This is a genomic window from Tenacibaculum aestuariivivum (genome assembly GCF_964507685.1).
Taxonomy (GTDB): domain Bacteria; phylum Bacteroidota; class Bacteroidia; order Flavobacteriales; family Flavobacteriaceae; genus Polaribacter; species Polaribacter aestuariivivum.
Map to the genome: position 1 here is coordinate 1,657,969 of NZ_OZ208414.1, position 25,065 is coordinate 1,683,033.

Genomic DNA, 25,065 nt, shown 5'->3' on the forward strand with positions numbered 1-25,065 from the left:
TTTTATGCAAAAAAATAAGTTATGGCAGGAACAGTTAATAAAGTTATTTTAATAGGTCATTTAGGTGATGAATTAAAAATGCATTATTTTGAAGGAGGTAATTCAATTGGTCGTTTTCCATTAGCAACAAATGAAACCTATACGAACCGTCAAACAGGTGAAAAAGTCACAAATGTTGAGTGGCATAATATTGTTGTGCGTAATAAGTTGGCCGAAATTTGCGAAAAATATTTAACAAAAGGCGATAAGGTATATTGTGAAGGTAAAATTAAAACACGTCAGTATGAAGCTGAAGGCCAAAAACGCTATTTAACAGAAATTCAGGTACAGGATATGACTTTTTTATCAACAAAAAAAGAATTGAGTAAAACACCATCTACTACTGGCGTAGTTGAGCAGCATAATAAAGCACCTGAACTAGCACCTCAAAAAGATGATGATTTACCTTTTTAGTTTACTTAAAATTTAAAAATTGGATATAGAACCCAGCTCCTTGTTTTTAGTGTTATCAAATGCTAATTTGTTAATTACAATAAACAGCTTATTATTACTTTTCTTACTAATTTGTTCTGCATTAGTTTCAGGTACAGAGGTGGCTTTTTTTTCTATTTCACAAACTCAAGTTGATGAGTTGTCATCTTCATCAAAAGAAAAAAGCACCGTTGTAAAACTACTTGAAGAGCCAAAAAAATTATTAGCAAGTATTCTAATAACTAATAATTTTATTAATATTTTAATAGTATTAATATTTGCAACGTTAGGAGAGGAACTTTTTATAGGTGTTTCTGAGGGAGTGAAATTTTTTATAGAAGTAGTTTTGGTAACTTTTTTAATATTGTTATTTGGAGAAGTTTTACCAAAAGTATATGCAACTAGAAAAGCAATGGAGTTTGCCAATTTTATGGCAAAACCAATTCAATTTTTAAATGTTCTTTTAACACCATTAAGCATACCGCTAATAAAATTAACAAGTGTAGTAGAAAATAAATTAGGAAATAAAAATAATAATTTCTCTGTAGAGCGTTTGTCGGAAGCTTTAGAGTTAACTTCTAGTGGTGCAACAACTAAAGAAGAACAAAAAATTTTAGAAGGTATTGTAAGTTTTGGAAATACCGAAACGGTACAAATAATGAAGCCAAGAACTGATGTTTGTGCTATTGCTGATGATACTTCATATGAAGAAGTTTTAAAAACAATTTTAAAAAATGGGTATTCTAGAAACCCTGTATATCATGAAAATATTGATAATATTATAGGGGTGTTATATGCTAAAGATTTATTAGCTCATTTAAATAAAAAAACACTAAAATGGCATAAATTAATTAGAGAGCCCTTTTTTGTGCCTGAAAACAAAAAACTTGACGATTTATTAAGCGAGTTTAAAGAAATGAAAATGCACTTAGCCATTGTGGTAGATGAATATGGTGGCACAAGCGGAATTGTAACCTTAGAAGATGTTATAGAAGAAATAGTAGGTGATATAAACGATGAGTTTGATGATGAAGATTTAACCTACTCTAAGCTCGATGAAAATAATTATATTTTTGAAGGCAAAATAACTATTAAAGATTTTTGTAGAGTTTTAGATGACGATGATGAAGAAAAGTTTGAACAGTTAAAAGGAGAAAGTGAAACCTTAGCAGGTTTTATTTTAGAAGTATCAGGCAAATTTCCTAAAAAAGGAGAGAAAATAAACTTTAGTAATTACACGTTTACTATTGAAGCGTTAGATAAAAAACGTATAAAACAAGTAAAAACAACCCGAAATGCGTAAATTATTATTACTAGTATCTCTAGCGTTATTAATAAGCTGTGGTGAAGATATTTTGCCAAAACCCAAAGCATATTTAAATTTAGAGTATCCAAGATCAGTCTATACCAAACTAAACAAAAATAGGCCTTACCAATTTGATGTATCAAAAAATGCAACAGTAAAAAATTTACCGAATAATTGGTTGAAAATTGAGTATCCAGCCTTAAAAGCGTCTATTGATATAACTTATCGCCCTGTAACTAATAATTTACAAGAATTATTAGTCGAAGCAGAAAAGTTGGTGTTAGAGCACACCGTAAAAGCAGATCATATTTCGTGGAGAGATTATGCCGATTCAAATAAGAAAGTATATGGTAAAATGTGCGAAATATCAGGAAACGCAGCATCTCAAATACAGTTTCATGTAACCGATAGTACCAATCATTTTTTAAAAGGATCCTTGTTTTTTTACACAAAACCTAATTACGATTCTATTTTTCCAGCAGTTGAATACATCAAAAAAGACATGATTCAAATGTTAGAAACCTTAAAGTGGAAACAGTAATTGTTTCTTAACAGATTTTTTTTGAAGCAATTTCCCGCTTTTCGCACTCGCTTTTTTTTGAAGAAAAATCAAAAAAAGAGCTCAAACAAATGCTTCAATCGGGGCTAGACATATTTACAAACTATAATTATGGTATTAATTTATTACACGACGACTTTGTAGTAATAAATAAAATTGCAATCCAAATAAAACAGCTCCAGAAAGTAAATGTATAGCTTGCGTACCTAATGGAAATTCAGCATAATACATTAAAATTCCTGTAATGGTTTCTAAAAATATTAAGAAAACAATCCAATTTACTAATTTGTAACCTAAATCTTTCAGTTGATTTAAGTAAAACATTCCTAAGTTTACCAATACTATAGCAATGGTAAATGAGCGATGAAAGTAGAATTTAAAATTAGGAGCCATTAAACTATAATGTTTATTTTCAAAACCAAATAATTTTACTTGTTCATCAATAAATTGACGAACCTGAGTTCCCATAGCTATTTGAATCAATGAAAATATCACAGAAAAAATCAATAATTTATTAAATAATGAGTTGTATTTATACGTTATTTTTTTACGTTCAGAAACTATAAATAATAACCATAATAATAAAGCTATAATAATTAAACCACCCACCATATGAATGGTAATAATAGTTGGTTTTAGATTAGAATCGACCACTGTTTTACCCAACCAAGCTTCAAAAAGCATTAGAGTGAAAGCTCCAAAAGATAATAGTGTAATTTTTTTATTTGTTTTCCAAAAAGAAAGCGAAACAAAAATTAAAAACAAAAACGGAATTCCTGCCAAAGCCGAAGATAATCGGTTAATATACTCTGTCCAAGTATGTAACTTGTTAAACTTTGCATAACTATGTTTAGTGTATTTTACCCAATTACTATTATTAAATTCTTCGGATGTTTTTAAATTGTTTTCGGCAACAAAAAGTACCTCATCTTTAACGATAATCATTCCTTCTTCATACTCTGTATTTGGATGCCAAGTAATTTGTGCTTCCGAGGTTGGAGGAATGTAATAACCAAAACATTTTGGCCAATCAGGGCAACCCATTCCCGATCCAGTCATACGAACTACCGATCCAGCTAAAAAGATAATATATACAGCTATTAATGATATTTTGACTAAGAGAGGAAAATGTTTTTTCATCAGAAGAAAAGTTTTTACAAAGATACTATAAACCCATAAAAAAGCTCCTCATTAGAGGAGCTTCCTTTTTATATTTTAAAAAAATATATTAGTCTTTTTTAGAGCAACACTCTTTCTTGCAATTTTTAGTACACGCTTTTTTATCAGCTTCATTTTTAGCACAGCATTCTTTTTTACAATCAGAAATACATGCTTTATTATCTCCTTTTTTCTTTGTGCAGGCTTTTTTTTTTGTAGCTGTTTTAGCATTGCATTCTTTCTTCTCAGCAGTAGTACATGTTTTTTTCTTACTACAACATGTTTTTACACTTACTTCAGAAGCTTTATACATATCTCCGTTACCAATTCCTTCAATAAAAGTAATTAAATCTTCTTTATTGGTAATATTAGCATCGTATTTTACGTTGGCAATGCTATCATTAAAAACAACATTGGCTTCTAAAACACCTGCTTTTTTAGATAAATCTGAAGCTATTTTTTTAGCACAACCTATTTCACAAGTCATTCCTGAAATATTTAGAGAAAGCTCTTTTTTATTAGCAACAACTGCTGTTTCTTCTACTTTAGTAGTAATTTCCTTTTTAACTTCATTTTTACATCCAATAGCTAAAAAGCTAACAAAAGCAAGTGCAAATATTATTTTTTGAATTTTCATCATTTTAAATTATTGAGTTATTTAGCAAAGTTATCAATAAAATCAATTTTATAGATATTAATAAACGAATTTTGTGCTTAAATGTATTGAAAATGAATAATCAACAACGTAAATGGATTTACTTAATAATACTAGCAATTGTTTGGGGAAGTTCTTTTATTTTAATGAAAAAAGCGTTACTTGTTTTTACGCCTATTCAATTGGGGGCGTTACGTATATTAATTACGGCAGCTTTTTTATTATTGATAGGATTTAAAAGTCTTAAAAAAATTCAAAAAAAACATAAGGTTTATATTTTATATACTGCTTTTTTAGGAACCTTTTTTCCTGCTTTTTTGTTTGCTTTTGCTGTAAAAAGTATTGATAGTTCTATTTCTGCTATTTTGAGTTCGTTAACACCTTTTAATACTTTTGTTTTAGGTGCTTTAATTTTTGGGTTTACTTTTAAGAAAAAACAATTAATAGGTATTTTGATTGGACTCATAGGAACACTTATTTTAATTTTAAAAGGTGCTGAATTAAATCCTAATCAGAATTATTGGTATGCTATTTTAGTTGTTTTCTCATCTATTGGATATGCTTTTAATGTAAATATCATCAAAAAATATTTATCAGATTTAGATGCATTAGCAATAACAACAGGTAATTTTTTAATATTGATTATTCCTGCATCTTTAATTTTATTATTTTCTGGATTTTTTACATCAATTGAATTAAACAATCAAACTACTAGCGCATTCGGATATATAATTGTTTTAGCTGTTGTAGGAACAGGAATTGCAAAAGTATTATATAATAAAATGGTGCACTTAACATCTCCAGTTTTTGCGTCATCTGTAACTTATTTAATTCCTATTGTTGCTGTTGCTTGGGGATTGGCAGATGGAGAAAAGTTAAGTTTAATTCAACTTCTATCAGGAGTAATTATTTTAGTTGGTGTTTGGTTGGTAAATAAAGTCAAATAAAACAGGTGTTTCAAGTAAGTAAGAAGCTTTTGTTGTTATAACAATTTTGTAATTTTTAAAATTTTAATTTATCTATCATATTAGTTAAAGTAAACATATAAAAAAGTATTTGTATTTTATTTAGATATTTAAATTAATAAAAAAGAAGTACTTTTCTGAGGTATAGGTTGTTTGTTGTTTTTAAAAACGTATATTTGCACCCTCATTTTCATTAAGAAAGTGTAAATTATAAAGTATAACGCAAAACAAAAAGTATGTACGCAATCGTAGAGATAGCAGGGCAGCAATTTAAAGTAGCACAAGACCAAAAGGTATTCGTACACCGTTTACAAGACGCAGAGGGATCAAATGTAACATTTGATAACGTAATGCTAATTGCAGACAAGGATAACGTAACTATTGGCGCCCCAGCTATAACAGGTGCAGGAGTAACTGCAAAGGTATTACGTCACTTAAAAGGTGATAAAGTAATCGTTTTCAAGAAAAAAAGAAGAAAAGGTTACAAAAAGAAAAATGGACATAGACAGTATTTAACTGAAATTCAAATTGAATCTATCGCTGCTTCTGGTACATCTAAAGCTGCTCCAAAGGCTGCTAAGGTTGCTCCAAAGAAAGCTGCAAAAGCTGATGATTTAAAGAAAATTGAAGGTGCTGGACCTAAAGCTGCTGAGGCTTTAGTAAATGCAGGTTTAGATACTTTTGCTAAAGTAGCAAAACAAGATCCTGCCAAGTTAAGTGAAATCTTAACAGCTGCTAGTTCTAGATTATCACATTTAGTTACAACTACTTGGCCAAAGCAAGCGCAATTAGCTGCTGATGGTAAGTGGGATGAATTAAAAGTGTTACAAGACAAGTTAGACGGAGGAGTTGAAAAATAAGCCCGTAAAAGTTTAATCTAAAAAAATCAATATAAGATGGCTCATAAAAAAGGTGTCGGTAGTTCGAAGAATGGTAGAGAATCAGAATCGAAACGACTAGGAGTAAAGATTTTTGGAGGACAAGCTGCAATTGCAGGTAACATTATTGTTCGTCAAAGAGGAACAACTCACAACCCAGGTGAAAATGTTTACATGGGAAAAGATCATACTTTACATGCTAAAGTTGACGGTGTAGTTGAATTTAGAAAGAAAAGAGATAATAGATCATATGTTTCTATAGTGCCTTTTGAGGCTTAAGAAATTATTTAATTATACATATTAAAGCTCAAGCAATTTATTGTTTGAGCTTTTTTATAGATATAAATGAAAATAAAAAAAGCATCATTTTTAATAAAATGATGCTTTTGTTGTTCTCATTATGATTAATCCCCCAATTTATCATAACAAATTTTCGTTTGTACTACATTGCAAATGTGCGTCTAAAATATATTTTAGACAATACTATATGTATGAATGGTGTAAATTTATGTGTAAATGGTGTTTTTGGTTTCGTTTTTAGTACTATTTTTTTGTGAAGTATTTAAAAGTAATTTTATCTAATTAGTTTATTAAGAAAATTAATTAAATATTTTTATAGAGCTTTAGAAGCTTAGAAGTTGTTTAATCTAATTTGTAATAAAAAAAGCATCATTTTATTAGAATGATGCCTTTGTTGTTCTCATTATTGATTAATCCCCCAATTTATCATAATGAATTCTCATTTGTACTACACTGCAAATATCTAGCTAAAATATATTTTAAAGAACAGCATATGTATGAATGGTATAAATTTATGTATAAATGGTTTTACTGGCATTCTTTTTCACATTATTCTTAATTTACATAGTTATTTCTAAATTTATAGTGTTTTATTATTAAGTTAATAACGGTTATATTTGATACAAATATGTGTATATGTTAAAAGCTGTGATTGTTGATGATGAACTTAAGGCCATTCAAGGCCTCTCATGGGAATTATCTAACTTTAATAATGATATAAAAATTATAGAAACATTTACTGATCCAGAAGAGGCTATAGTATATATAGATAATAATAGTATTGATTGCCTTTTTTTAGATATTGATATGCCAACTATGGATGGTTTTCAATTATTAGAAAGGTTGAAAAAAAAAGATTTTGCAGTAGTTATTACAACAGCTTATAATGAATACGCTATAAAAGCTTTAAAAAGTGAGGCTATAGATTATTTACTTAAACCTGTTGATTCTGATGATTTAGAAGCTACATTAAATAGAGTGAAAAATTATTATGCTAAAAATAATAGCAATGATATGTTTGATCAAATATTATTAAATTTAAATAAAAAATTTAATAAAAGAAAGATAACTATAAGTACTGATGGTAAACTGATTTTTTTAGATGAATCAGAAATTATTTTTATTGAATCAGATGGTAATTATTGTTCTATTCATACAGTTAATAATAAAAAAATTGTGCTAACTAAAAAGTTAAAGGAAATTAACTCATTGCTTCCCGAAGATCATTTTTTTAGAATCCATAACTCTTTTATAATAAACTTGAATAAGCTTAAGGAATTTCTTAGGTCTGACGGGTACGTTATTTTAGAAAATAATCATAAAATACCTGTTTCGCGTCAAAGGAAGTCAGAGTTTTTAGAAAAGTTTTAGTGATGAATACTTTCCGGATAACTTTATTATTTTTAATTACCACAAGTTTATGTTTATCACAAAGTAATGATGATAGCTTAATGATTAGTGCGTTAGAAAAAAGAGAGGTGGATTATGTTAAACTTAAGGAGTATTTTAATAGGGTTAGGTTTACGGATAAGGAAATCAATTTATTTTTAGAAAAAAATAAAAAAAGTAGTTATCGTTTAGATGAGTTATATGTAAAAAACACTCAAATATATTTATATAATACAACTACAGAATACACAAAAATTATAAATAAATATAAAAAATCATTATTTAAAGCTCGAAAAATAAATAATATTGAGTCTGAAATAGCAATTTTAAATGAGTTAGGACTTGTTTATAGGCAGCAAGATAAAATTAGATTAGCTTTAAATTATCATCAGGAGGCTTTAGAAATTATAGCTAAAATAAACAATCCTAATGTTGCTATAAAAATTAGTAGCGGAATTACCAATAATAGTATTGGTACAATATATTTAATGTTAAATCAATATGAAAGGGCTTTAAGGTTTTTTAATACATCCATAATTATTCAACAAAAAATAAATGATGTTAAAGGTTTAGCTATCAATTATCATGGTATAGGTCTTACTAATGAGAACATAGGTAATTTAGATTTAGCTTTACAAAATTATTATCAATCATTAGAATATTATATTAATGATAAGGATTGTTTAGGTAAAATAATTTGTCATAATAGTATTTCAGGAGCATTAATTAAACAAGGTAAGTATGATAATGCTTTTGAGTATATTATTGAAGTAATTGCCTTAACCGAAAAAATAAATGATCCTTATTATCTATCTGTAGTATATAATACATTAGGCTGGGTTTTTTTAAAAAAGAACTCATATATTGATGCGAAAGATTATTTAAATAGATCACTTAAAATAGGCTTAGAAAATAATATTTTGTCAAGCTTAATTGTTTCTTATAATCTTTTATCTGAATTATATGAGAAAGAAGGAGTGTATAAAGAGGCTTTATATTACTATCAAAGTTCAATAGAAATAGAAAAAAAAATGCTTATTAATGAGAATATTCACTATGTAAATAGTCTTATTAATAAATATGATACCGAAATAAGTACTCATGAAATAGAAAGCTTAGCTAAGGAAGCAGAAATAGCTAAACTTAAGTTGTTAAGAAACCGTAATGTTTTGATGATAACGCTAGTTTTAATAGCTTTATTTGGGGTTTTATTATATTTAACATATAGGCATCGTTTATTGAAAAACGATAAAGAAATATTGTTATTAGAGCAAGATGCTTTAAGAATTCAAATGAACCCACATTTTGTGTTTAATGCACTAAATTCTATTAAGTTATATATTATTAATAATGAACAAAAAAATGCCGTTCATTATCTCAATAAATTTTCAAAGTTAATACGTAATATTTTAGAATCTAGCTCTGTAAAAGAAGTAACACTAAGTGAAGAGCTTAAAACAATGAGTTTATATATGAGTATTGAAAATATACGTTTTTCAAATGAAATTGTATATCAAGAAAGTTTAATAGCTAATTTAAATATAGAAACAATTAAAATTCCGCCATTAATATTACAACCTTTTTTAGAAAATGCTATTTGGCATGGATTATCATCAAAAAAAGGAGTTAAAAAAGTAAAGCTATCTGTAAGTAAAATATCAAATGAATTTATTCAAATTGATATTGAGGATAATGGAATAGGAAGAAAAGAGGCGTTACGAATCAAAAGTAATAAAACTTTAAATAGAAAATCTATAGGTATTGATTTAACAAAGGAAAGGTTAAAAAATTTTTCTATTCAGTTTAAAAACAACTATTTGTTAAGTTATATTGATTTATTTGATGAAGTAGGAAATGCAAAAGGAACAAGGGTATCTTTAAAAATACCATTAATTTAAAATTTAAACTTTAATTGTACCCATATAGGGTCTTTTTTTATTAAGTTTAAATTACTGAATGAAATGCCTAATAAGCGAACAGAATTTTTTAAACTTTCTTGATATAAAAGTTCTTTAATAATAGGATAAAAAATTTCTTTTTTATCTATATAGTAATTTATTGTTTTACTTCTAGTTTGTTGGGTAAAATCGCTATATTTTATTTTTAAAGTAATTGTTTTTCCTTTTACATTTACTTTCTTCATTCTTTGCTCTAATTCATTTGAAATTTTATCAAGATGTTTTAACATAAAAATTTCTGAAGCTAAGTTTTCATTAAAAGTAGTTTCAGCGGCAATTGATTTTCTAATCCTGTTGGGTTTTACCTTAGCATTATGTATTCCTCTTACAATATTGTAGTAATGCAATCCAGATTTTCCGAATAATAATGTTAGTTCTTTAGCTGTTTTATTTTTTAAATCTGAGCCTGTAAAAATACCTAAATTATGCATTTTAGTAGCAGTAACCTTACCAACGCCGTAAAATTTATTGATAGATAATTGTTCTAAAAAAGGAATAACCTCAGTAGGGGTTATTGTTTTTTGCCCATTAGGTTTATTAATGTCTGAAGCAATTTTGGCTACAAATTTGTTAATTGATATTCCCGCAGATGCTCTTAATTCTAATTCATCCCATATGCGTTGTCTAATTTCTTGAGCAATTAAACTTGCTGATAAATTATTTTTTTTATTTTCTGTAACATCTAAATAAGCCTCATCTAAGGATAATGGTTCTACTAAATCGGTATATTCAAAAAAAATGGCTTTTAATTTTAAAGAAATTTCTTTGTAACGTTCAAATCTTGGGGGAACAAAAATTAAGTGAGGACATTTTTGTTTAGCCAACTTTCCGCTCATTGCAGATTTAACACCAAATTTACGAGCCTCATAGCTAGCTGCAGAAACAACTCCACGAATTTCATTACCACCAACCGCTACTGCTTTATTTTTTAAGAAAGGATTGTCTAGTTGTTCAACCGAGGCATAAAAAGCATCCATATCAATATGAATAATTTTACGATACGGTGGTTTAAAGGACATTTTATGCTTATTTATAATTATTGGATAAGTTTGTTAAAACGGAAATAGCTTTATCTTCATCTTTTTTATCAATAAAAATATGATCGTGATAAAATCCGGCAACAACATTACAACTAATATTATGTTTAGCAAGTTCTGTTGAAAAAATAGCTGTTAAGCCTACAGCATCTAAAGAGGAATAAATTTCTAAGGTAATCCATGAGGCTATAAAATTATATTTAAAATTTAATTTATCTGCTTTTTGCCGTTCTAAGATAAGTGTAATACCTTCATTTTCTTTAAACTGTCCAATAATGTCATTTACGGCTATTTTATTGATAGTATTAACAGTTGTAAAAATGTACTCACCATTATTTAAATGAGGCTTCATTTTTTGTATTAAAGTTTTTAATATTTTTTCTTCAGACATTTTATCTAATTTAGATTGTAAATAAAGATACTAACTATAAAATTTAAAAGCACTCTGAAAGAGTGCTTTTAAATTGATTTACTTTTTAAATTTTAGAACTTCAGAGCGCCCTTTTTTGAAAATTTTATTACTAGCATGTGTGCCTTTTCGTAATGCTTTTTGTTCTTCCCAAGATAATTGAATAACCTCTTGACAATCAGTAGAACATGTGTTTTCCATTTTTTCTGAACATTCATCACATTGAATAAATAATAAATGGCAAGCTTCATTTGCACAGTTTGTGTGTTCATCACAAGCCTTACCACATTGATGACAATTAGAAATTACATCATCAGTAATTCGTTCGGCCCTTCTATGATCAAAAACAAAATTTTTACCAATAAATTTATTTTCAATTCCTTCTGATTTTATTTGACGAGTGTATTCTATAATTCCGCCTTCTAGTTGAAAAACATTTTTAAAACCTTTGTGTTTGTAATAGGCTGATGCTTTTTCGCAACGAATACCACCGGTACAATACATTAATAAGTTTTTATCTTCTTTGTTATCTTTTAAATCTTCTTCAATAATATCTAAAGAGTCTCTAAAAGTATCAACATCTGGAGTTATTGCTCCATCAAAATGACCAATTTCGCTTTCGTAATGATTTCGCATATCTACACAAACCGTATTCGGGTCTGCTAACATTTCGTTAAATTCTTTAGCATTTAAATGAATTCCTTTATTCGTTACATCAAAAGTGTCATCATTTAATCCATCAGCAACAATTTTGTTACGAACCTTTACTTTTAATTTTAAAAACGATTTATTATCATGCTCAACAGCTACATTTAATCGAATATCTTTTAAAAATGAAATAGCATCTAATTGCTCTTTTAACGCTAAGAAATTTTCTGAAGCAACAGATATTTGGGCATTAATACCTTCGTAAGAAACGTAGGTTCTACCTAAAACATCTAATTCATTCCATTCTAAGAATAGTTTATCTCTAAAAAGTTGAGGGTTTTCTATCTTATAATATTGATAGAATGATATGGTAATACGGTCTTTTCCCGCTTCGTCGATTAAAGCAGCGCGCTCTTTTGCGCTTAACTTGTTGTACAGTTGCATGCTATACTTTTTTTAAGTTATACAAAATGTTACGATTTATTTAAAAATCACCACAAATGTACTATTTTTTTGTATTTTACTGTTTAAAAATATACTTTTAACATTAATTTGATATTTTTTAAACTTTACTTAAAAATATGCAAAAAAACAGGTGCAAATGATTCTATTTTTTAAATCTTTGTAAAGAGTATAGATTAGTTTTTAGTAACACATTTAATAATTAAAAAATGAGAGTAGCAGTTGTGGGGGCCACCGGTATGGTAGGTAATGTAATGTTACAAATATTAGCCGAACGTAATTTTCCTGTAACAGAATTAATTCCTGTTGCATCAGAACGTTCAGTTGGAAATAAAATTGAATTTAAAGGAACTAAATATAGTGTTGTTGGTTTACAAACAGCAGTTGATATGAAACCTGATGTTGCTTTATTTTCTGCAGGAGGAGATACATCATTAATATGGGCACCTAAATTTGCTCAAGTAGGTACTACTGTTATTGATAATTCATCAGCATGGAGAATGGATCCTACTAAGAAATTAGTAGTTCCTGAAATTAATGGACATGTTTTAACTAGTGAAGATAAAATTATAGCAAACCCTAATTGCTCAACAATTCAGTTGGTAATGGCTTTAGGTCCTTTACATAAGCAATATAAAATGAAACGTGTAGTAATTTCAACATATCAATCAGTATCTGGAACAGGAGTTAAAGCTGTTCAACAATTAGATAATGAAGAAGCGGGTATTGAAGCAGAAATGGTATATCCTCACCCAATAGGAAGAAATGCTTTACCACATTGTGATGTGTTTTTAGAAAACGGATACACCAAAGAAGAAATGAAATTGGTAAAAGAACCTAAAAAGATTTTAGGTGATGATTCTTTTTCTGTAACAGCTACAGCAGTTAGAATTCCTACTGCAGGTGGGCATTCAGAAGCTGTTAATGTTCAGTTTGAAAATGATTTTGATTTAGCCAAAGTACGTGAGTTATTAGGTAAAACTGATGGAGTAATTGTACAAGATGATGTACAAAATAATGTATATCCGATGCCAATTTTAGCACATAATAAAGATGAGGTTTTTGTTGGTAGACTTAGAAGAGACGAATCACAACCAAATACTTTAAACATGTGGATAGTTGCTGATAATTTGCGTAAAGGTGCTGCAACAAATACCATTCAAATTGCTGAATATTTAGTAGCTAATAAATTGATTTAATTATTTTTTAAATAAATTATTTTTTTATATAAATAAAATCCTGTGTTTTTAACATGGGGTTTTTATTTTTGAAACATGACTAAAAAAGAAGTAATAGAACGTACCATTACGTTTGTAAAAAAAATGTTAGCAGGAGCAGAAGGGGGGCATGATTGGTTTCATGTAGAGCGAGTATATAAAAATGCATTATTAATAGCTAAGGATGAAAATGTAGATATTTTTATTGTGTCGCTAGGTGCTTTATTACATGATATTGCTGATGCCAAATTTTATGATGGAGATGAATCTGTTGGTCCAAAATTAGCCCGTCAATTTTTAGAAAAGCAAAAAGTTAAAGAAGTAGTAATAGCTCATGTAGAAAATATTATTAAGCATATTTCTTTTAAAATGAGTTTATCTAATGAAGAAAAATTTAGCTCACCAGAATTGGCTGTAATTCAGGATGCAGATAGGTTAGATGCTATAGGAGCTATTGGAATAGCACGCTGTTTTAATTATGGAGGTTTTAAGAATAGAGCTTTATATGATACAGAAGTAAGCCCTAATTTAAATATGACTAAAGAAGAGTATAAAAAATCTATAGCGCCATCAATTAATCATTTTTATGAAAAGTTACTTCTTTTAAAAGATAAAATGAATACCAAATCAGCAAAAAAAATAGCTATAGGTAGGCATAATTATATGCAATTTTTTTTACAACAATTTAATGATGAGATTAATGGATTAAAATAGGTTTAAATCGTTATATTACTTAATAATAATGTTTTTTTATTGAAAATAATTTAATTTATTAGGATTGTTGTTAATAATATCTTATATTTATAGTGTGCGTTAGTAATTCCCCCACATCCCCCTTTTTACTAATGTTCAAAATTTTACAAAAAAGCATCTAAATTTTTAAATTTAGATGCTTTTTTAAAATAATTTACTTTTATTTACCTATAAAGTTTGGTTTTCTTTTTTCTAAAAAGGCAGTAGTTCCTTCTTTAAAATCCTCAGTAGCAAAAGAATCTCCAAATTCTATAATTTCAGTTTCAAAACCATTTACACCGTCTTTAAAATTATCATTTATGGCTCTAATTGCTGCGCTAATTGCTATTGATGAGTTTCGCTTTATTTTTTCTGCTATTTTTTCTGCTAGCGGTAATAATTCATCTTGGGTAATAATATGATTAATTAATCCCCATTGTTTAGCATCTTGAGCAGTAATCATAGTTGCTGTCATTATTAATTCCATTGCTTTTCCTTTACCTACTAATTGAGGTAAACGCTGTGTACCACCATATCCGGGAATTAAACCTAAAGATACTTCTGGTAGTCCCATTTTAGCAGTATCTGCCGCTATTCTAAAATGACAAGCCATAGCTAATTCTAAGCCGCCGCCTAACGCAAAACCATTAATTGCTGCAATAACAGGAGTTGATAAGTTTTCTATTAAATTAAATAAAGATTCTTGTCCAAGTCTAGCTAATTTTTCACCTTCTTGCGTTGAGAAATTTGCGAATTCTGAAATGTCAGCACCTGCTACAAATGCTTTTTCACCCCTCCCTGTAATAATAATAACTTTTATAGTTGCGTTATCTTCTAAAATTTTAAAAGCTGTACTTAACTCTTCAATGGTAGCGCTATTTAATGCGTTTAATTTTTTAGGTCTGTTAATCGTAATTGTTGCTAATCCATCAGTAATTTTTACTAAAATGTTTTTGAAATTCATTTGGCTAAGTTTTAGGTAATATTACAGTAAAAACAGTTCCAATACCTTCGGTAGAGATAAAGTTAATAGAGCCGTCATAGGCTTCAATTATATTTTTTATCATTCCTAAACCTAAACCCATTCCACTTGTTTTTGTGGTAAATTTAGGTTCAAAAATACGTTCTTTATTATTATCAGAAATTCCTTTTCCGTTATCAGATACGGTAATTTTTACATTGTTTCCTTCAGAAGTTACTTTTACTTCAATTCTAGGATTTGATTCATTATAATGAATAGCTTGTGTAGCATTTTTAACTAAGTTTGTTAAAATTCTAATTAGCTGTGTTTTATCTAAGTAAGCAAATAGTTGAGTTTCCTTAGGTATAAAATGAATATAATCTTCAGTAAAAATATCAAGTGAATGTTTTATAACGTCTACAACGTCAAGTTTTTCACGGCGTTGTGTCGGCATTTTGGCAAAGTCAGAAAAAGCCGATGCTATAGAGCTCATTACATCAATTTGTTGAATTAAAGTTTCACTATATTCGGTTAGTTTTTCTTTTATTTTAGGGTCTTCTGGGTTAAAGCGTCTTTCAAAACTTTGTACAGAAAGGCGCATTGGTGTTAACGGGTTTTTAATTTCATGTGCTACTTGTTTAGCCATTTCTCTCCAAGCTTGTTCACGTTCACTCTTAGCGAGCTTTACAGCACTTTCTTCTAGTTGATCAATCATATTGTTATAAGACTCTACCAAAGAGTTTATTTCTGAACTAGCTGCATTTAAAGTTATTTTCTCATTTTGCTTGTTTAAGCGAGTTTCTTTAATTTTTTCAGAAATTGTTTGAATTGAGCGTGTGATATAACTTGATAAAAAATAAGCTAATGAAATAGCAATAATAAACATCAATAAATAAACAAGTAATAAACGAGATATAAATTCGCGTAATTCTTGCTTTTGCTCCTCATTATCTTGTGCTATTTGTAGTTCTAAAATACCTATTCGTTTAAAACGAGGATCATTAATATAGGTATAGGATGATTGGTACGTAACTCCATTATCACTTCTACTTTTTAAAATTTTATGATTTGAATTATTGGCAAGTTCTAACATAATTGAAGCCGCTAAATTACCTCCTTCCTTTTTATCAAAATTATAAGGGATAGATGATTTTAAGAGGGTTCCATTCATATTATACATAGACACGGTAAGTTTATGTACATAAGCAATATCATAAATACGGTCTTGAAATATTTTAGCTAAATTTTCAGTTGTAACTGGGTAGGTTGTTTTACGTTTTAACTCAATTTCAATATCGTGTTTTGTAGCGCTTTCTTTTCTGTTAAATCGTTGTATATTATATTCTTCAGTTTGTTCACCGTATTGAAATATGGTAACTGTAACAATTAAAATAGATGCCAATAACACCAATAATATCATTGATAAGAAAATTCTAATACGTAGTGATATGTTGTTTATTTTAAGCAATTTATATTTTAATATTTTCCTCTTTTGTGTGTAAAAGGCGTGTTAATTTAATTGATAAATCTAATAAAATTATTTTTGCATTTCCATTTCTTTCTATATGGTATTGAGCATCACTTACCTCTTTTTCAATGATTAAAATATTAGCGCTATGTATAAATGGTGCAAATTTTGAAAGTTCAAAATTGGCAGATTTTGTTTCTAAGAAAACTAAATCGGGTGTTCCGTAATTTAATAGTAATGCTTGTCTAAAAAATTGCAAACAATATTGCAAAAATTGTTTTTGTGTTTCTCTACCAGATTTTGCAATAGTTTCTGACCACCCTATTAAGTCTTGAATAACAGCAGCATTTCCTTTTGCTTTAAAGGCAGCCCTAACCCAGGTAATAAACCATTCTTCAAAAACTAAATCATTAGAGTTGTTATTTAAAATATGAAGTGCTTTGTTATAATTTCCTTCGGATTGATGCGCTATTTTAATAGCTTCATTTTCTGAAGTATTTTCATTTTTAATTAAAGTATTTGCAATATCAGCGTCACTTAAAGAAGGAAAGTTCAATGCTTGACAGCGAGATTTAATGGTGTTTATTATCTGCTCTTCATCTTCAGTAATTAATAAAAATATAGTTTTACTTGGTGGCTCTTCAATTAGTTTTAATAATTTATTTGCAGCAGCAATGTTCATTTTTTCTGCCATCCAAATAATCATTACCTTAAAACCTCCTTCGTATGATTTTAATTGTAATTTTTTAACAATATCCTCCGCTTCATCAACGCCTATAAGCCCTTGTTTATTTTCTACGCCAATATGTTGAAGCCAATTAAAAATACTTCCATAAGGTTGTTTTTGTATAAAAGTTCTCCAATCAGCTAAAAATAAATTACTAACAGGGTGTTTTTTTACTGAATCGTTTGTGGTAACAGGAAATGCAAAATGTAAGTCTGGATGTTGTAATTTACTACATTTTATGTTACAAGCACCTATATTATTAGCACTATTACATAATAAATACTGCGCATAAGCAATAGCCATTGGCAGTGTACCAGAACCTTCTTTACCTATAAAAAGTTGTGCGTGTGGTATTCTATTATTTATAGCAGATTGCTGTAAATGTTTTTTAATATGTTCTTGCCCTATAATTTGATCGAAAGTCATACTACAAATATAAGATTTCATGTACACAGAACAACCAATAAAAAGAAACGTAATATTGTTGGGTACTTACTGTTTAGAATGGTTCTATTTTAGTATCTTTGTGAGTCAATTTATATATGTTATTTTGAATTCAATTGGAACTTTACAAATCGGAGAGCGAGGTATTATATCTGAAGAATGTTTAGATGTAATACCTTTAAAATTATTAGAAATGGGATGTTTGCCAGGCACAGAGGTAGAGTTGTTGCGGGTGGCTCCTTTTAAAGATCCTATGTATATATGTGTAAATGGAAGTCATTTAGCAATTCGAAAAGAAACGGCTTATAAAATTGTAATTACCAAAATTTAACAAATGAGTAAGCGTATTAAAGTAGCTTTGATAGGAAATCCTAATACCGGAAAAACATCCTTATTTAATCAATTAACAGGTTTAAATCAAAAAGTGGGTAATTACCCAGGTGTTACGGTTGATAAAAAAGCAGGAATATGTAAATTATCAGATACTACTTCTGCAATTATTACAGATTTACCAGGTACTTATAGCATTAACCCAACATCTATTGATGAAAGTATTGTTTTAAAAACATTATTAAGTTGTCCTGAAATTGATAAACCTGATGTAATAGTTGTGGTTGCTGATGTAGAGAATTTAAAACGAAACTTATTGTTATTTTCTCAAATTCAAGATTTAGAAATACCTACTATTTTAGTCTTAAATATGGCAGATCAGATGCAACGAAAAGGAATTTCTATTGATGTTGAAGCTTTAGAGGTTGCACTAAATACCAAAATAGTTTTAATATCAGCTAGGAAAAACCAAGGGGTTGATGCTTTGAAAAAAGTAATTGAAAATTATACCGCATTAGAAATTTATACTAATTTTAAAGAAATTTCAGCTAAAATTGATGTAAATTATTTTAATGAACTAGCTCAAAAAAGCACTAAATTTTTACCATATGAATTATGGATGATGCTTACAAAACAATATACATCTTTACTTTGCGACAATGAAAAAGAGCAATTACAATTATTTGGATTTGACGTGTCTAAACAAAAAAAATATCAGCATAAAGAAACCATTTATCGTTATCAAAAAATTAATTCAATTTTAAAACAAACATACACTGTTGATGCTTCTAAAGCAACAGACTTTCGCTTTAAATTAGATGCTGTTTTTACACATAAAATATTTGGATATCTTATTTTCTTCGGATTATTATTGTTAATATTTCAATCGGTTTTTGATTGGGCATCTGCACCAATGGATTTAATAGATGGTTTATTTGCCACTATTGTAGATTTTACAAAAGCTTATTTACCTGCAGGTATGTTTACCGATTTGTTAACTGAAGGTATTATTCCTGGTATTGGAGGGGTACTTATTTTTATTCCTCAAATAGCTATTTTGTTTTTATTTATAGCCATTTTAGAAGAAACAGGCTATATGAGTAGAGTGGTTTTTTTAATGGATAAAATAATGCGACGTTTTGGAATGAGTGGTAAAAGTGTAATTCCATTAATTTCAGGTACGGCATGTGCAATACCAGCAATAATGGCTACAAGAACCATTTCTAGCTGGAAAGAGCGTTTAATTACTATTTTAGTAACCCCTTTTACTACCTGTTCTGCACGTTTACCTGTATATGCTATTTTAATTGCGTTAATAATTCCTGATACCAAATTATTTGGTTTTTTAAGTTTACAAGGGTTAACCTTATTAGGGCTTTATGCACTTGGGTTTGGTGCTGCAATTATAGGTGCTTATATTTTACATAAAACATTAAAAATAAAAAACACCTCATTTTTTGTAATAGAAATGCCAAATTATAAACTTCCTTCAGCTAAAAATGTGTTTTTTGATGTGTTAGAAAAAACAAAATCTTTTGTTTTTGGAGCGGGTAAAATAATATTAGCAATTTCAATTGTGTTATGGTTTTTAGCGTCTAACGGACCTTCATCGTTTAAAAATGCAGAAAAAAAAGTAATAGCAAATACGGCTAACAAGCAATTGTCAGAAGCTGCGTTATTACAAAAAATAGCTTCTGTTAAATTAGAAAACTCTTATATAGGAATTGCAGGAAAAACAATAGAGCCAGTTGTAAAGCCTTTAGGGTATGATTGGAAAATAGGAATAGGATTAATAGCATCATTCGCTGCAAGAGAAGTATTTATAGGTACTTTAGCAACTATTTATAGTGTTGAAAATAATGATGAAAATATTTCAACTATTAAACAAAAAATGGCTGCAGAAATTAATAACGATACTGGTGAAAAGCGCTTTAATTTTGCTACAGGAATGTCATTACTGTTATTTTATGCCTTTGCAATGCAGTGTATGGCAACTTTAGCTATTGTTAAAAAAGAAACCAAAAGTTGGAAATGGCCAATGATTCAACTTATAGGTATGGGAGTTTTGGCTTATTTATCAGCTTTTATAGCTTATCAAATATTACGTTAATGCAAGAAATTATTACATATATAATAGTAAGTTTAGCAGTGCTTTTTTTAATAAAGAAATTTTTTATTAAAAATAAAAAAAATAAAGGGTGCGATACTGATTGTAATTGTTCTTAATATAAAAGAATGCATTATTTTGTTTGTAGTACATTATACAATTAATGTATTTTTGTGGTATTGTAATTAGCGGTTTGTAAAAAAAATAATTTATTTAAAATTTAAATATGAAAAAAATATTTTTAATAGCAGTACTCTTTATTAGTTCATTAACACAGGCACAGCAAGAGGTTAAGGTAGATATTTTAGACGCATTAGCGTTTAAAACATTAGAGTTTTCTTATGAATATTATACTAGTGAGCGTTCATCTATAGGTATTTCGGCATTATTTAACTTTGAAAAAAGATCGGCAGATTTTAAGTATAACGAAAAAAGCATGATTACTCCGTATTTTCGTCATTATTTTACAAGTAGTAGTAATTGGAACTATTTTGGAGAGGTTTTTTTAGGCGTAAATACAGGAGAAAATGAGGTTGATGTAGCTGATGGAAGTGAAAAAAAATATGAAAGTTATACAGATGGAGCTTTAGGTATTGCAATAGGTTCTAAATACACATCTTCAGGTGGTTTTGTTATTGATGTTTATGGAGGTTTAGGAAGAAATATGTTTAGTTCAGAATCTCCTTCTATTGTACCAAGAGTAGGTGTTAATTTAGGGTATCGATTTTAATACACATTATAAAAAACAAAAAGCACGCCTAGGCGTGCTTTTTGTTTTTTATAACACTATTTGTAATAATAAAACTTATAATTGCAGGTAATAACCATCCAAAATGTTGATTTGCAAGGGGTATATTATTTTTAATAGGTGTCAGATATTCTTTATCAATAATAAAATCTAAAAAATCAGGAATACTTAAAATTAAGGTACTAAAAACAACTATTTTAAAAACAATTTCTGAAGTATATTTATCAGCAATTAAGTTTAAAATAATTAAAACAATAGTTGTTGGATAAATAAGCATTAATACAGGTAAAGCAATATTTATAATGTATTTTACATCAAATTGCCCCATTAATATACCTATTAAGCAAGAAAGTACAGCTGTTATCATATATCCTTTTTGAGAGTTATTAGTAACTCCCTTTATATAATCAGCAGTACCTGTAATAAGACCCACGGCAGTTGTAAAGCATGCTAAGGCTACTAATACGCTTAAAAATGTAGTTCCAATGTTTCCTAGAGTTTGCGAGCTTAAAGTGCTTAAAACTTCTGGTCGAGTAGCATTATCACTAAATACTGTATTAAATAATGCACCATTGTAAATAAGACCAGCATAGATAACTAAAAGTCCAAGACCGGCTATAAGACCAGCTTTTGTAATTAAATCTTTTTTTGCTTGAAATGATGTATTTTTATTAAAATTCATTGAAACAACCAATACACCTCCAACAACTACGGCACCAATGGCATCAAAAGTTTGATAGCCTTCTAGTAAACCACTAACAAAAGGAGCATCAAATATGGATGGATTCATTACTGTTGGAGCAGAAAACATTCCAACAATAATAATGATAAGTAAAATACCAATAATTAAAGGTGTTAAAAATTTACCTAACAAATCTAATACCTTATTTCTATTCATAACAAAAATAAATACCAAGCTAAAGTAAATAGCACTTGTTATTAGCGAGCTAACTTTAAAATAAGGAGCTATAGCCATTTCGTGTGTAACAGAAGCCGTTCTTGGAGATGGTAAGGCTACAGCAATAATATATACTACAAGACAATAAGTACTGCTAAAAAATGGGGAAACTTTTTTGCCAAAATCATACATTGTTCCTTGTAATTTTGCATGAGCTAAAATGCCTAAAATAGGTATAAGCACAGCAGTAATAAAAAAACCTAAGGTTACCCAGTTCCATAAATCACTTGCATTTTTTCCTAAGTAAGGCGGTAAAATTAAGTTGCCAGCTCCAAAAAACATAGAAAACAAAGCAAAACCAGTAACATATATATCTTTAGTCTTATTCATTTTGATTACTTATTATCGCTTAAAATTAATGCGTTCAAAAGTATTGAAAAAATAGAAAGATTCTCTGTAAAATACTCCTACTTACAATAAAAATAGTGGTAATTTAAGTTATTAGAATAAATACAGTAAAAAGATATATATTTTTGCTGTATGCAAAAATATATTATCTATAAAAACAGTAAAATAGCATACTCAGATATTGGAAAAGGAAGTACTATTGTTTTGCTACATGGTTTTCTTGAAAATTCTACAATGTGGAACTTTATAGCTGAAAGTTTAGCTAAAAAAAATAGAGTAATTTGTATAGATTTACTAGGGCATGGAAACTCAGCATGTATTGGTTATATTCACACCATGACTGATATGGCATTAGCTGTAAAAGAGGTGTTGAAATTATTGCGATTACGAAAATTTTATATTGTAGGACATTCTATGGGAGGCTATGTGTCGTTAGCACTTGCTGAAAAATACCCAGAACAAATAAAAGGAATTTGTTTGTTAAACTCAACTGCTCAAGCAGATACTTTAGAGCGAAAAAAAATAAGAGTTAGAGCTTGTAAAGTGGCGCAAACTAATTATGAGAATTTGATAAAAATGGGCATATCTAACTTGTTTACAGAAACAGCCAAAAAACACTTTTTTATAGAAATTGAACAAGTGAAAAAGCAAGCATTAAGTATTTCTATTCAAGGATATATTGGTGCAACAGAAGGAATGCGATTAAGAGAAAATAAAGAGGCTGTTTTGCAAAAAATAGCAAAAAGATTATTTATAGCTAGTGTTAGTGATACTGTTTTAAATTTTCAATCTGTTGTAGCAGAATCTTATAGAACTAAAACCCCTTTATGTAAACTTGACGGAGGTCATATGAGTTATATTGAAGATACTCAAAGTCTTTTAAAATATATTAAACAATTTGTAGCAAGTTAATTTTTTAAACAATTAGATTCATGTTTTTAAATTATAAAATTACAAGTTCATCTTTTTTGTAATTTAGCTGTAAATTACTCAAATATGAAAATTCATCACTTAGCAACAGAAAATTCAATTTTAAATAAATTCTTGTCAGAAATAAGAAATATATCTGTTCAAAAAGACTCTATGCGTTTTCGTAGAAATATAGAAAGAATTGGTGAAATTTTAGGATACGAATTAAGTAAAAAATTATCTTTTGAAAATAAAAATATTATAACTCCTCTAGGAATTAAATAAATAGAAACCCCTGTTAATGATGTTGTTTTGTGCTCTATACTTAGAGCAGGATTACCTTTGCATAATGGTTTGTTAAATTACTTTGATGATGCTGAAAATGCTTTTATATCGGCTTATCGTTATCATCCTAATAATGATAAAGAGTTTGAAATTAAAGTAGAATATTTTGCGTCACCCATTATAGAAGGAAAAACATTGCTTTTAATTGATCCAATGATAGCGTCAGGTCGATCGTTAGTTGCGGTTTATGAAGCTATTAAAAAATATGGAACCCCAAAAGAAATTCAAATAGTTGCTGTTTTAGGAGCAGAAGAAGGGGTGCAATATATAGCAAAACATTTTCCGGTAAATACTAGTTTGTGGATTGCAGCCATTGATGAAGAGCTTGATAATAAAGGATATATTGTACCTGGTTTAGGAGATGCAGGCGATTTAGCCTATGGCGAAAAAATGTAGTTTTAAAACAAATAAATAAATATAGAACTTATTAAAATAATCGATAATAGTATGTTAGCTTGCCATTTATGTTGAAATAGTTCTAACCCGTTGGCTAAAATTATTGAAATAGGAAAGAAAATAAATAACATCTCACTTCCTGTTTTAGGAGTTATAAAAAGAACAACAATAAGTGATAGTAGAAGGTGAATACAAATTAAAATCCAGTTTTTTCTAAAGGTATTAAGTACCGCTAAAGCTCTTGGACTTTTTAAAAGTATAGCGGAAAACACTAAAAATCCAATGCATAAAAGCGGTATCATATACTTTGTGTTTGCATATGTATTAAGGTTGTAAGAAAAATTCCATTTAAAAAGTTTGTAAAAAACAATTGTTTTATCGTACCAAAAACAATACGTAAAAAACAAGAAAACAATACTGCTAAAACCAATTAAAGGAAGTAATAAGGTTTGATATGTAAAGCGTTGGTGTAAATAAATTGAAATATAAAATAACAAGGCAAAAAATACCGTGTAAGGTTCTATTAAAAAAGATATTCCGAGCCATAAACCACCATCATATAACTTAGAAAATACGTTTTTAGATGACTGTAAGCTATAAGCCTTACGTAAAAAAAGTAAGATAGTTAAAGAGGCGTAAAATATTTTGTCAACCTTTATTACATCCGGAAAAAAACCAATAAGTAATACAAAAATTAAAAAACCAAAAGAGTTGTCAAATGTTAATTGATTTTTAGCAATAATAAAATTAAAAATAGTAAAAATAATAGTAAACCCAATAAATTCTTTAGTAGCCTCTATTGTTAATTCTCTAGAAAATAAATGAAAAGAAAAGTAACATAAAAACAACGTAAAAAGAACAATGAAATTTACAGGTTTAGATTTACCGAAAAAATTGGCTAACATGGTTTCTTTTTATACTTTTGCAAACACAAAGATAATCAAGTTATGTTAGGATTAAATATTTTTAGATTAATTGGAGATTTATTTACTTTTATATTACAACCTTTTAAATGGTTGCGATTAGAAGTTGCTAAAGGAGATTTAGGATGGTGGACATCAAACGCAGTTAACTGGGTATTTGTTTTAGTTTTAGTTGTTTTATTGTCTTACTGGATGTGGCAATCAGTAACTTTCTTAAAAGAAGGAACTGAAGACTAAGCTTAAAACTACACATATAC

The 25,065-nt window shown here is 28.4% G+C and carries 25 protein-coding genes and 1 pseudogene; 16 read left to right on the forward strand and 10 right to left on the reverse strand.

What is annotated here, in order from left to right:
• The first annotated feature begins 21 nt into the window (after window positions 1-21).
• Genes ACN5J4_RS07305 through gldD form a run of 3 tightly spaced genes read left to right on the forward strand, consistent with a single transcriptional unit; the run spans window position 22 to window position 2,318 of the window.
• On the forward strand, window positions 22-453 hold the full coding sequence (locus tag ACN5J4_RS07305; protein ID WP_418649357.1) for a single-stranded DNA-binding protein: 432 nt from the start codon (window positions 22-24) through the stop codon (window positions 451-453).
• Between the two features lie 19 nt (window positions 454-472).
• Entirely contained in the window at window positions 473-1,774 is a 1,302-nt protein-coding gene (gene gldE, locus ACN5J4_RS07310; RefSeq protein WP_418649358.1) for a gliding motility-associated protein GldE, read from the forward strand.
• Window positions 1,767-2,318, forward strand: coding sequence for a gliding motility lipoprotein GldD (gldD, locus tag ACN5J4_RS07315; protein ID WP_418649359.1), 552 nt, complete (start codon window positions 1,767-1,769; stop codon window positions 2,316-2,318). Before gldE ends, gldD begins: the two co-directional genes overlap by 8 nt.
• A 135-nt stretch (window positions 2,319-2,453) precedes the next feature.
• Here gldD and ACN5J4_RS07320 read toward each other — a convergent pair whose 3' ends face one another.
• Together ACN5J4_RS07320 and ACN5J4_RS07325 are read right to left on the reverse strand one after the other, a co-directional pair.
• Window positions 2,454-3,476 (reverse strand): COX15/CtaA family protein, encoded by a 1,023-nt coding sequence (locus ACN5J4_RS07320; RefSeq protein ID WP_418649360.1) that lies wholly within the window; start codon window positions 3,474-3,476, stop codon window positions 2,454-2,456.
• A gap of 88 nt (window positions 3,477-3,564) precedes the next feature.
• Window positions 3,565-4,134, reverse strand: a complete 570-nt coding sequence (locus tag ACN5J4_RS07325) for a cation transporter (protein ID WP_418649361.1) — start codon at window positions 4,132-4,134, stop codon at window positions 3,565-3,567.
• A gap of 89 nt (window positions 4,135-4,223) precedes the next feature.
• Between ACN5J4_RS07325 and ACN5J4_RS07330 the strand changes: the two genes are divergently transcribed.
• From ACN5J4_RS07330 to ACN5J4_RS07350, 5 genes are all read left to right on the forward strand, one after another.
• Window positions 4,224-5,096, forward strand: a complete 873-nt coding sequence (locus tag ACN5J4_RS07330) for a DMT family transporter (protein ID WP_418649362.1) — start codon at window positions 4,224-4,226, stop codon at window positions 5,094-5,096.
• A gap of 254 nt (window positions 5,097-5,350) precedes the next feature.
• Window positions 5,351-5,974, forward strand: coding sequence for a 50S ribosomal protein L21 (rplU, locus tag ACN5J4_RS07335; RefSeq protein WP_418649363.1), 624 nt, complete (start codon window positions 5,351-5,353; stop codon window positions 5,972-5,974).
• Between the two features lie 36 nt (window positions 5,975-6,010).
• On the forward strand, window positions 6,011-6,271 hold the full coding sequence (rpmA, locus tag ACN5J4_RS07340; protein ID WP_418649364.1) for a 50S ribosomal protein L27: 261 nt from the start codon (window positions 6,011-6,013) through the stop codon (window positions 6,269-6,271).
• 657 nt (window positions 6,272-6,928) lie between these two features.
• Window positions 6,929-7,663, forward strand: a complete 735-nt coding sequence (locus ACN5J4_RS07345) for a LytR/AlgR family response regulator transcription factor (RefSeq protein WP_418649365.1) — start codon at window positions 6,929-6,931, stop codon at window positions 7,661-7,663.
• 2 nt (window positions 7,664-7,665) lie between these two features.
• Window positions 7,666-9,579: a tetratricopeptide repeat protein gene (locus tag ACN5J4_RS07350; protein ID WP_418649366.1), complete on the forward strand. Its 1,914-nt coding sequence runs from the start codon at window positions 7,666-7,668 to the stop codon at window positions 9,577-9,579.
• Here ACN5J4_RS07350 and dinB read toward each other — a convergent pair.
• The 3 genes from dinB to ACN5J4_RS07365 all read right to left on the reverse strand — a co-directional run bounded on the left by dinB (window position 9,576) and on the right by ACN5J4_RS07365 (window position 12,177).
• Complete coding sequence (gene dinB / locus ACN5J4_RS07355; RefSeq protein ID WP_418649367.1) at window positions 9,576-10,658, reverse strand: DNA polymerase IV; 1,083 nt, start codon at window positions 10,656-10,658, stop codon at window positions 9,576-9,578. The genes ACN5J4_RS07350 and dinB overlap by 4 nt on opposite strands.
• A gap of 7 nt (window positions 10,659-10,665) precedes the next feature.
• Window positions 10,666-11,067 (reverse strand): ACT domain-containing protein, encoded by a 402-nt coding sequence (locus ACN5J4_RS07360; protein ID WP_418649368.1) that lies wholly within the window; start codon window positions 11,065-11,067, stop codon window positions 10,666-10,668.
• A gap of 78 nt (window positions 11,068-11,145) precedes the next feature.
• Window positions 11,146-12,177: a rhodanese-related sulfurtransferase gene (locus ACN5J4_RS07365; RefSeq protein ID WP_418649369.1), complete on the reverse strand. Its 1,032-nt coding sequence runs from the start codon at window positions 12,175-12,177 to the stop codon at window positions 11,146-11,148.
• 227 nt (window positions 12,178-12,404) lie between these two features.
• Between ACN5J4_RS07365 and ACN5J4_RS07370 the strand changes: the two genes are divergently transcribed.
• A complete protein-coding gene (locus ACN5J4_RS07370; RefSeq protein ID WP_418649370.1) occupies window positions 12,405-13,394 on the forward strand; it encodes an aspartate-semialdehyde dehydrogenase in 990 nt (329 codons plus the stop codon).
• Between the two features lie 75 nt (window positions 13,395-13,469).
• The gene (locus ACN5J4_RS07375; protein ID WP_418649371.1) at window positions 13,470-14,126 is read left to right on the forward strand and encodes an HD domain-containing protein; all 657 of its coding nucleotides are present in this window, start codon (window positions 13,470-13,472) and stop codon (window positions 14,124-14,126) included.
• A 199-nt stretch (window positions 14,127-14,325) separates the two neighbouring features.
• On the opposite strand, the gene ACN5J4_RS07380 is transcribed toward ACN5J4_RS07375, so the two are convergent.
• From ACN5J4_RS07380 to ACN5J4_RS07390, 3 genes are read right to left on the reverse strand one after another with little or no spacing between them, the layout of a single operon-like run.
• Window positions 14,326-15,108 carry an enoyl-CoA hydratase/isomerase family protein gene (locus ACN5J4_RS07380; protein ID WP_418649372.1) on the reverse strand — a complete coding sequence of 261 codons (783 nt, stop codon included), beginning with the start codon at window positions 15,106-15,108 and terminating at the stop codon, window positions 14,326-14,328.
• Window positions 15,109-15,112: 4 nt separating this feature from the next.
• Window positions 15,113-16,525, reverse strand: coding sequence for a sensor histidine kinase (locus ACN5J4_RS07385; protein WP_418649373.1), 1,413 nt, complete (start codon window positions 16,523-16,525; stop codon window positions 15,113-15,115).
• Between the two features lie 49 nt (window positions 16,526-16,574).
• Window positions 16,575-17,726 (reverse strand): ATP-binding protein, encoded by a 1,152-nt coding sequence (locus tag ACN5J4_RS07390; RefSeq protein WP_418649374.1) that lies wholly within the window; start codon window positions 17,724-17,726, stop codon window positions 16,575-16,577.
• Between the two features lie 124 nt (window positions 17,727-17,850).
• Here ACN5J4_RS07390 and ACN5J4_RS07395 point away from each other — a divergent pair, with 124 nt between their 5' ends.
• From ACN5J4_RS07395 to ACN5J4_RS07405, 3 genes are all read left to right on the forward strand, one after another.
• Complete coding sequence (locus ACN5J4_RS07395; protein WP_418651149.1) at window positions 17,851-18,075, forward strand: FeoA family protein; 225 nt, start codon at window positions 17,851-17,853, stop codon at window positions 18,073-18,075.
• A gap of 3 nt (window positions 18,076-18,078) precedes the next feature.
• Window positions 18,079-20,184 (forward strand): ferrous iron transport protein B, encoded by a 2,106-nt coding sequence (feoB, locus tag ACN5J4_RS07400; RefSeq protein WP_418649375.1) that lies wholly within the window; start codon window positions 18,079-18,081, stop codon window positions 20,182-20,184.
• A 223-nt stretch (window positions 20,185-20,407) separates the two neighbouring features.
• Window positions 20,408-20,911 (forward strand): DUF3575 domain-containing protein, encoded by a 504-nt coding sequence (locus tag ACN5J4_RS07405; protein WP_418649376.1) that lies wholly within the window; start codon window positions 20,408-20,410, stop codon window positions 20,909-20,911.
• Between the two features lie 28 nt (window positions 20,912-20,939).
• Here ACN5J4_RS07405 and brnQ read toward each other — a convergent pair whose 3' ends face one another.
• A complete protein-coding gene (gene brnQ, locus ACN5J4_RS07410) occupies window positions 20,940-22,217 on the reverse strand; it encodes a branched-chain amino acid transport system II carrier protein (RefSeq protein WP_418649377.1) in 1,278 nt (425 codons plus the stop codon).
• Between the two features lie 150 nt (window positions 22,218-22,367).
• Between brnQ and ACN5J4_RS07415 the strand changes: the two genes are divergently transcribed.
• Window positions 22,368-23,147: an alpha/beta hydrolase gene (locus ACN5J4_RS07415; protein WP_418649378.1), complete on the forward strand. Its 780-nt coding sequence runs from the start codon at window positions 22,368-22,370 to the stop codon at window positions 23,145-23,147.
• Window positions 23,148-23,231: 84 nt separating this feature from the next.
• A pseudogene (upp, locus tag ACN5J4_RS07420) lies at window positions 23,232-23,885 on the forward strand (uracil phosphoribosyltransferase).
• Window positions 23,886-23,887: 2 nt separating this feature from the next.
• Here the strand turns inward: upp and ACN5J4_RS07425 are convergent.
• On the reverse strand, window positions 23,888-24,790 hold the full coding sequence (locus ACN5J4_RS07425) for a DUF6427 family protein (RefSeq protein WP_418649379.1): 903 nt from the start codon (window positions 24,788-24,790) through the stop codon (window positions 23,888-23,890).
• A gap of 42 nt (window positions 24,791-24,832) precedes the next feature.
• On the opposite strand from ACN5J4_RS07425, the gene ACN5J4_RS07430 reads away from it, so the two are divergent.
• Complete coding sequence (locus ACN5J4_RS07430) at window positions 24,833-25,045, forward strand: DUF6341 family protein (RefSeq protein WP_418649380.1); 213 nt, start codon at window positions 24,833-24,835, stop codon at window positions 25,043-25,045.
• Window positions 25,046-25,065: the final 20 nt, after the last annotated feature.

Bases quoted from the DNA above. Each gene is read 5' to 3' on its own strand.
- ACN5J4_RS07305 (WP_418649357.1), top strand. From the start codon at position 22: ATGGCAGGAACAGTTAATAAAGTTATTTTAATAGGTCATTTAGGTGAT.
- gldD (WP_418649359.1), top strand. From the start codon at position 1,767: ATGCGTAAATTATTATTACTAGTATCTCTAGCGTTATTAATAAGCTGT.
- ACN5J4_RS07320 (WP_418649360.1), bottom strand. From the start codon at position 3,476: ATGAAAAAACATTTTCCTCTCTTAGTCAAAATATCATTAATAGCTGTA.
- ACN5J4_RS07325 (WP_418649361.1), bottom strand. From the start codon at position 4,134: ATGATGAAAATTCAAAAAATAATATTTGCACTTGCTTTTGTTAGCTTT.
- ACN5J4_RS07330 (WP_418649362.1), top strand. From the start codon at position 4,224: ATGAATAATCAACAACGTAAATGGATTTACTTAATAATACTAGCAATT.
- rplU (WP_418649363.1), top strand. From the start codon at position 5,351: ATGTACGCAATCGTAGAGATAGCAGGGCAGCAATTTAAAGTAGCACAA.
- rpmA (WP_418649364.1), top strand. From the start codon at position 6,011: ATGGCTCATAAAAAAGGTGTCGGTAGTTCGAAGAATGGTAGAGAATCA.
- ACN5J4_RS07345 (WP_418649365.1), top strand. From the start codon at position 6,929: ATGTTAAAAGCTGTGATTGTTGATGATGAACTTAAGGCCATTCAAGGC.
- ACN5J4_RS07350 (WP_418649366.1), top strand. From the start codon at position 7,666: ATGAATACTTTCCGGATAACTTTATTATTTTTAATTACCACAAGTTTA.
- dinB (WP_418649367.1), bottom strand. From the start codon at position 10,658: ATGTCCTTTAAACCACCGTATCGTAAAATTATTCATATTGATATGGAT.
- ACN5J4_RS07360 (WP_418649368.1), bottom strand. From the start codon at position 11,067: ATGTCTGAAGAAAAAATATTAAAAACTTTAATACAAAAAATGAAGCCT.
- ACN5J4_RS07365 (WP_418649369.1), bottom strand. From the start codon at position 12,177: ATGCAACTGTACAACAAGTTAAGCGCAAAAGAGCGCGCTGCTTTAATC.
- ACN5J4_RS07370 (WP_418649370.1), top strand. From the start codon at position 12,405: ATGAGAGTAGCAGTTGTGGGGGCCACCGGTATGGTAGGTAATGTAATG.
- ACN5J4_RS07375 (WP_418649371.1), top strand. From the start codon at position 13,470: ATGACTAAAAAAGAAGTAATAGAACGTACCATTACGTTTGTAAAAAAA.
- ACN5J4_RS07380 (WP_418649372.1), bottom strand. From the start codon at position 15,108: ATGAATTTCAAAAACATTTTAGTAAAAATTACTGATGGATTAGCAACA.
- ACN5J4_RS07385 (WP_418649373.1), bottom strand. From the start codon at position 16,525: ATGATATTATTGGTGTTATTGGCATCTATTTTAATTGTTACAGTTACC.
- ACN5J4_RS07390 (WP_418649374.1), bottom strand. From the start codon at position 17,726: ATGACTTTCGATCAAATTATAGGGCAAGAACATATTAAAAAACATTTA.
- feoB (WP_418649375.1), top strand. From the start codon at position 18,079: ATGAGTAAGCGTATTAAAGTAGCTTTGATAGGAAATCCTAATACCGGA.
- ACN5J4_RS07405 (WP_418649376.1), top strand. From the start codon at position 20,408: ATGAAAAAAATATTTTTAATAGCAGTACTCTTTATTAGTTCATTAACA.
- brnQ (WP_418649377.1), bottom strand. From the start codon at position 22,217: ATGAATAAGACTAAAGATATATATGTTACTGGTTTTGCTTTGTTTTCT.
- ACN5J4_RS07415 (WP_418649378.1), top strand. From the start codon at position 22,368: ATGCAAAAATATATTATCTATAAAAACAGTAAAATAGCATACTCAGAT.
- ACN5J4_RS07425 (WP_418649379.1), bottom strand. From the start codon at position 24,790: ATGTTAGCCAATTTTTTCGGTAAATCTAAACCTGTAAATTTCATTGTT.
- ACN5J4_RS07430 (WP_418649380.1), top strand. From the start codon at position 24,833: ATGTTAGGATTAAATATTTTTAGATTAATTGGAGATTTATTTACTTTT.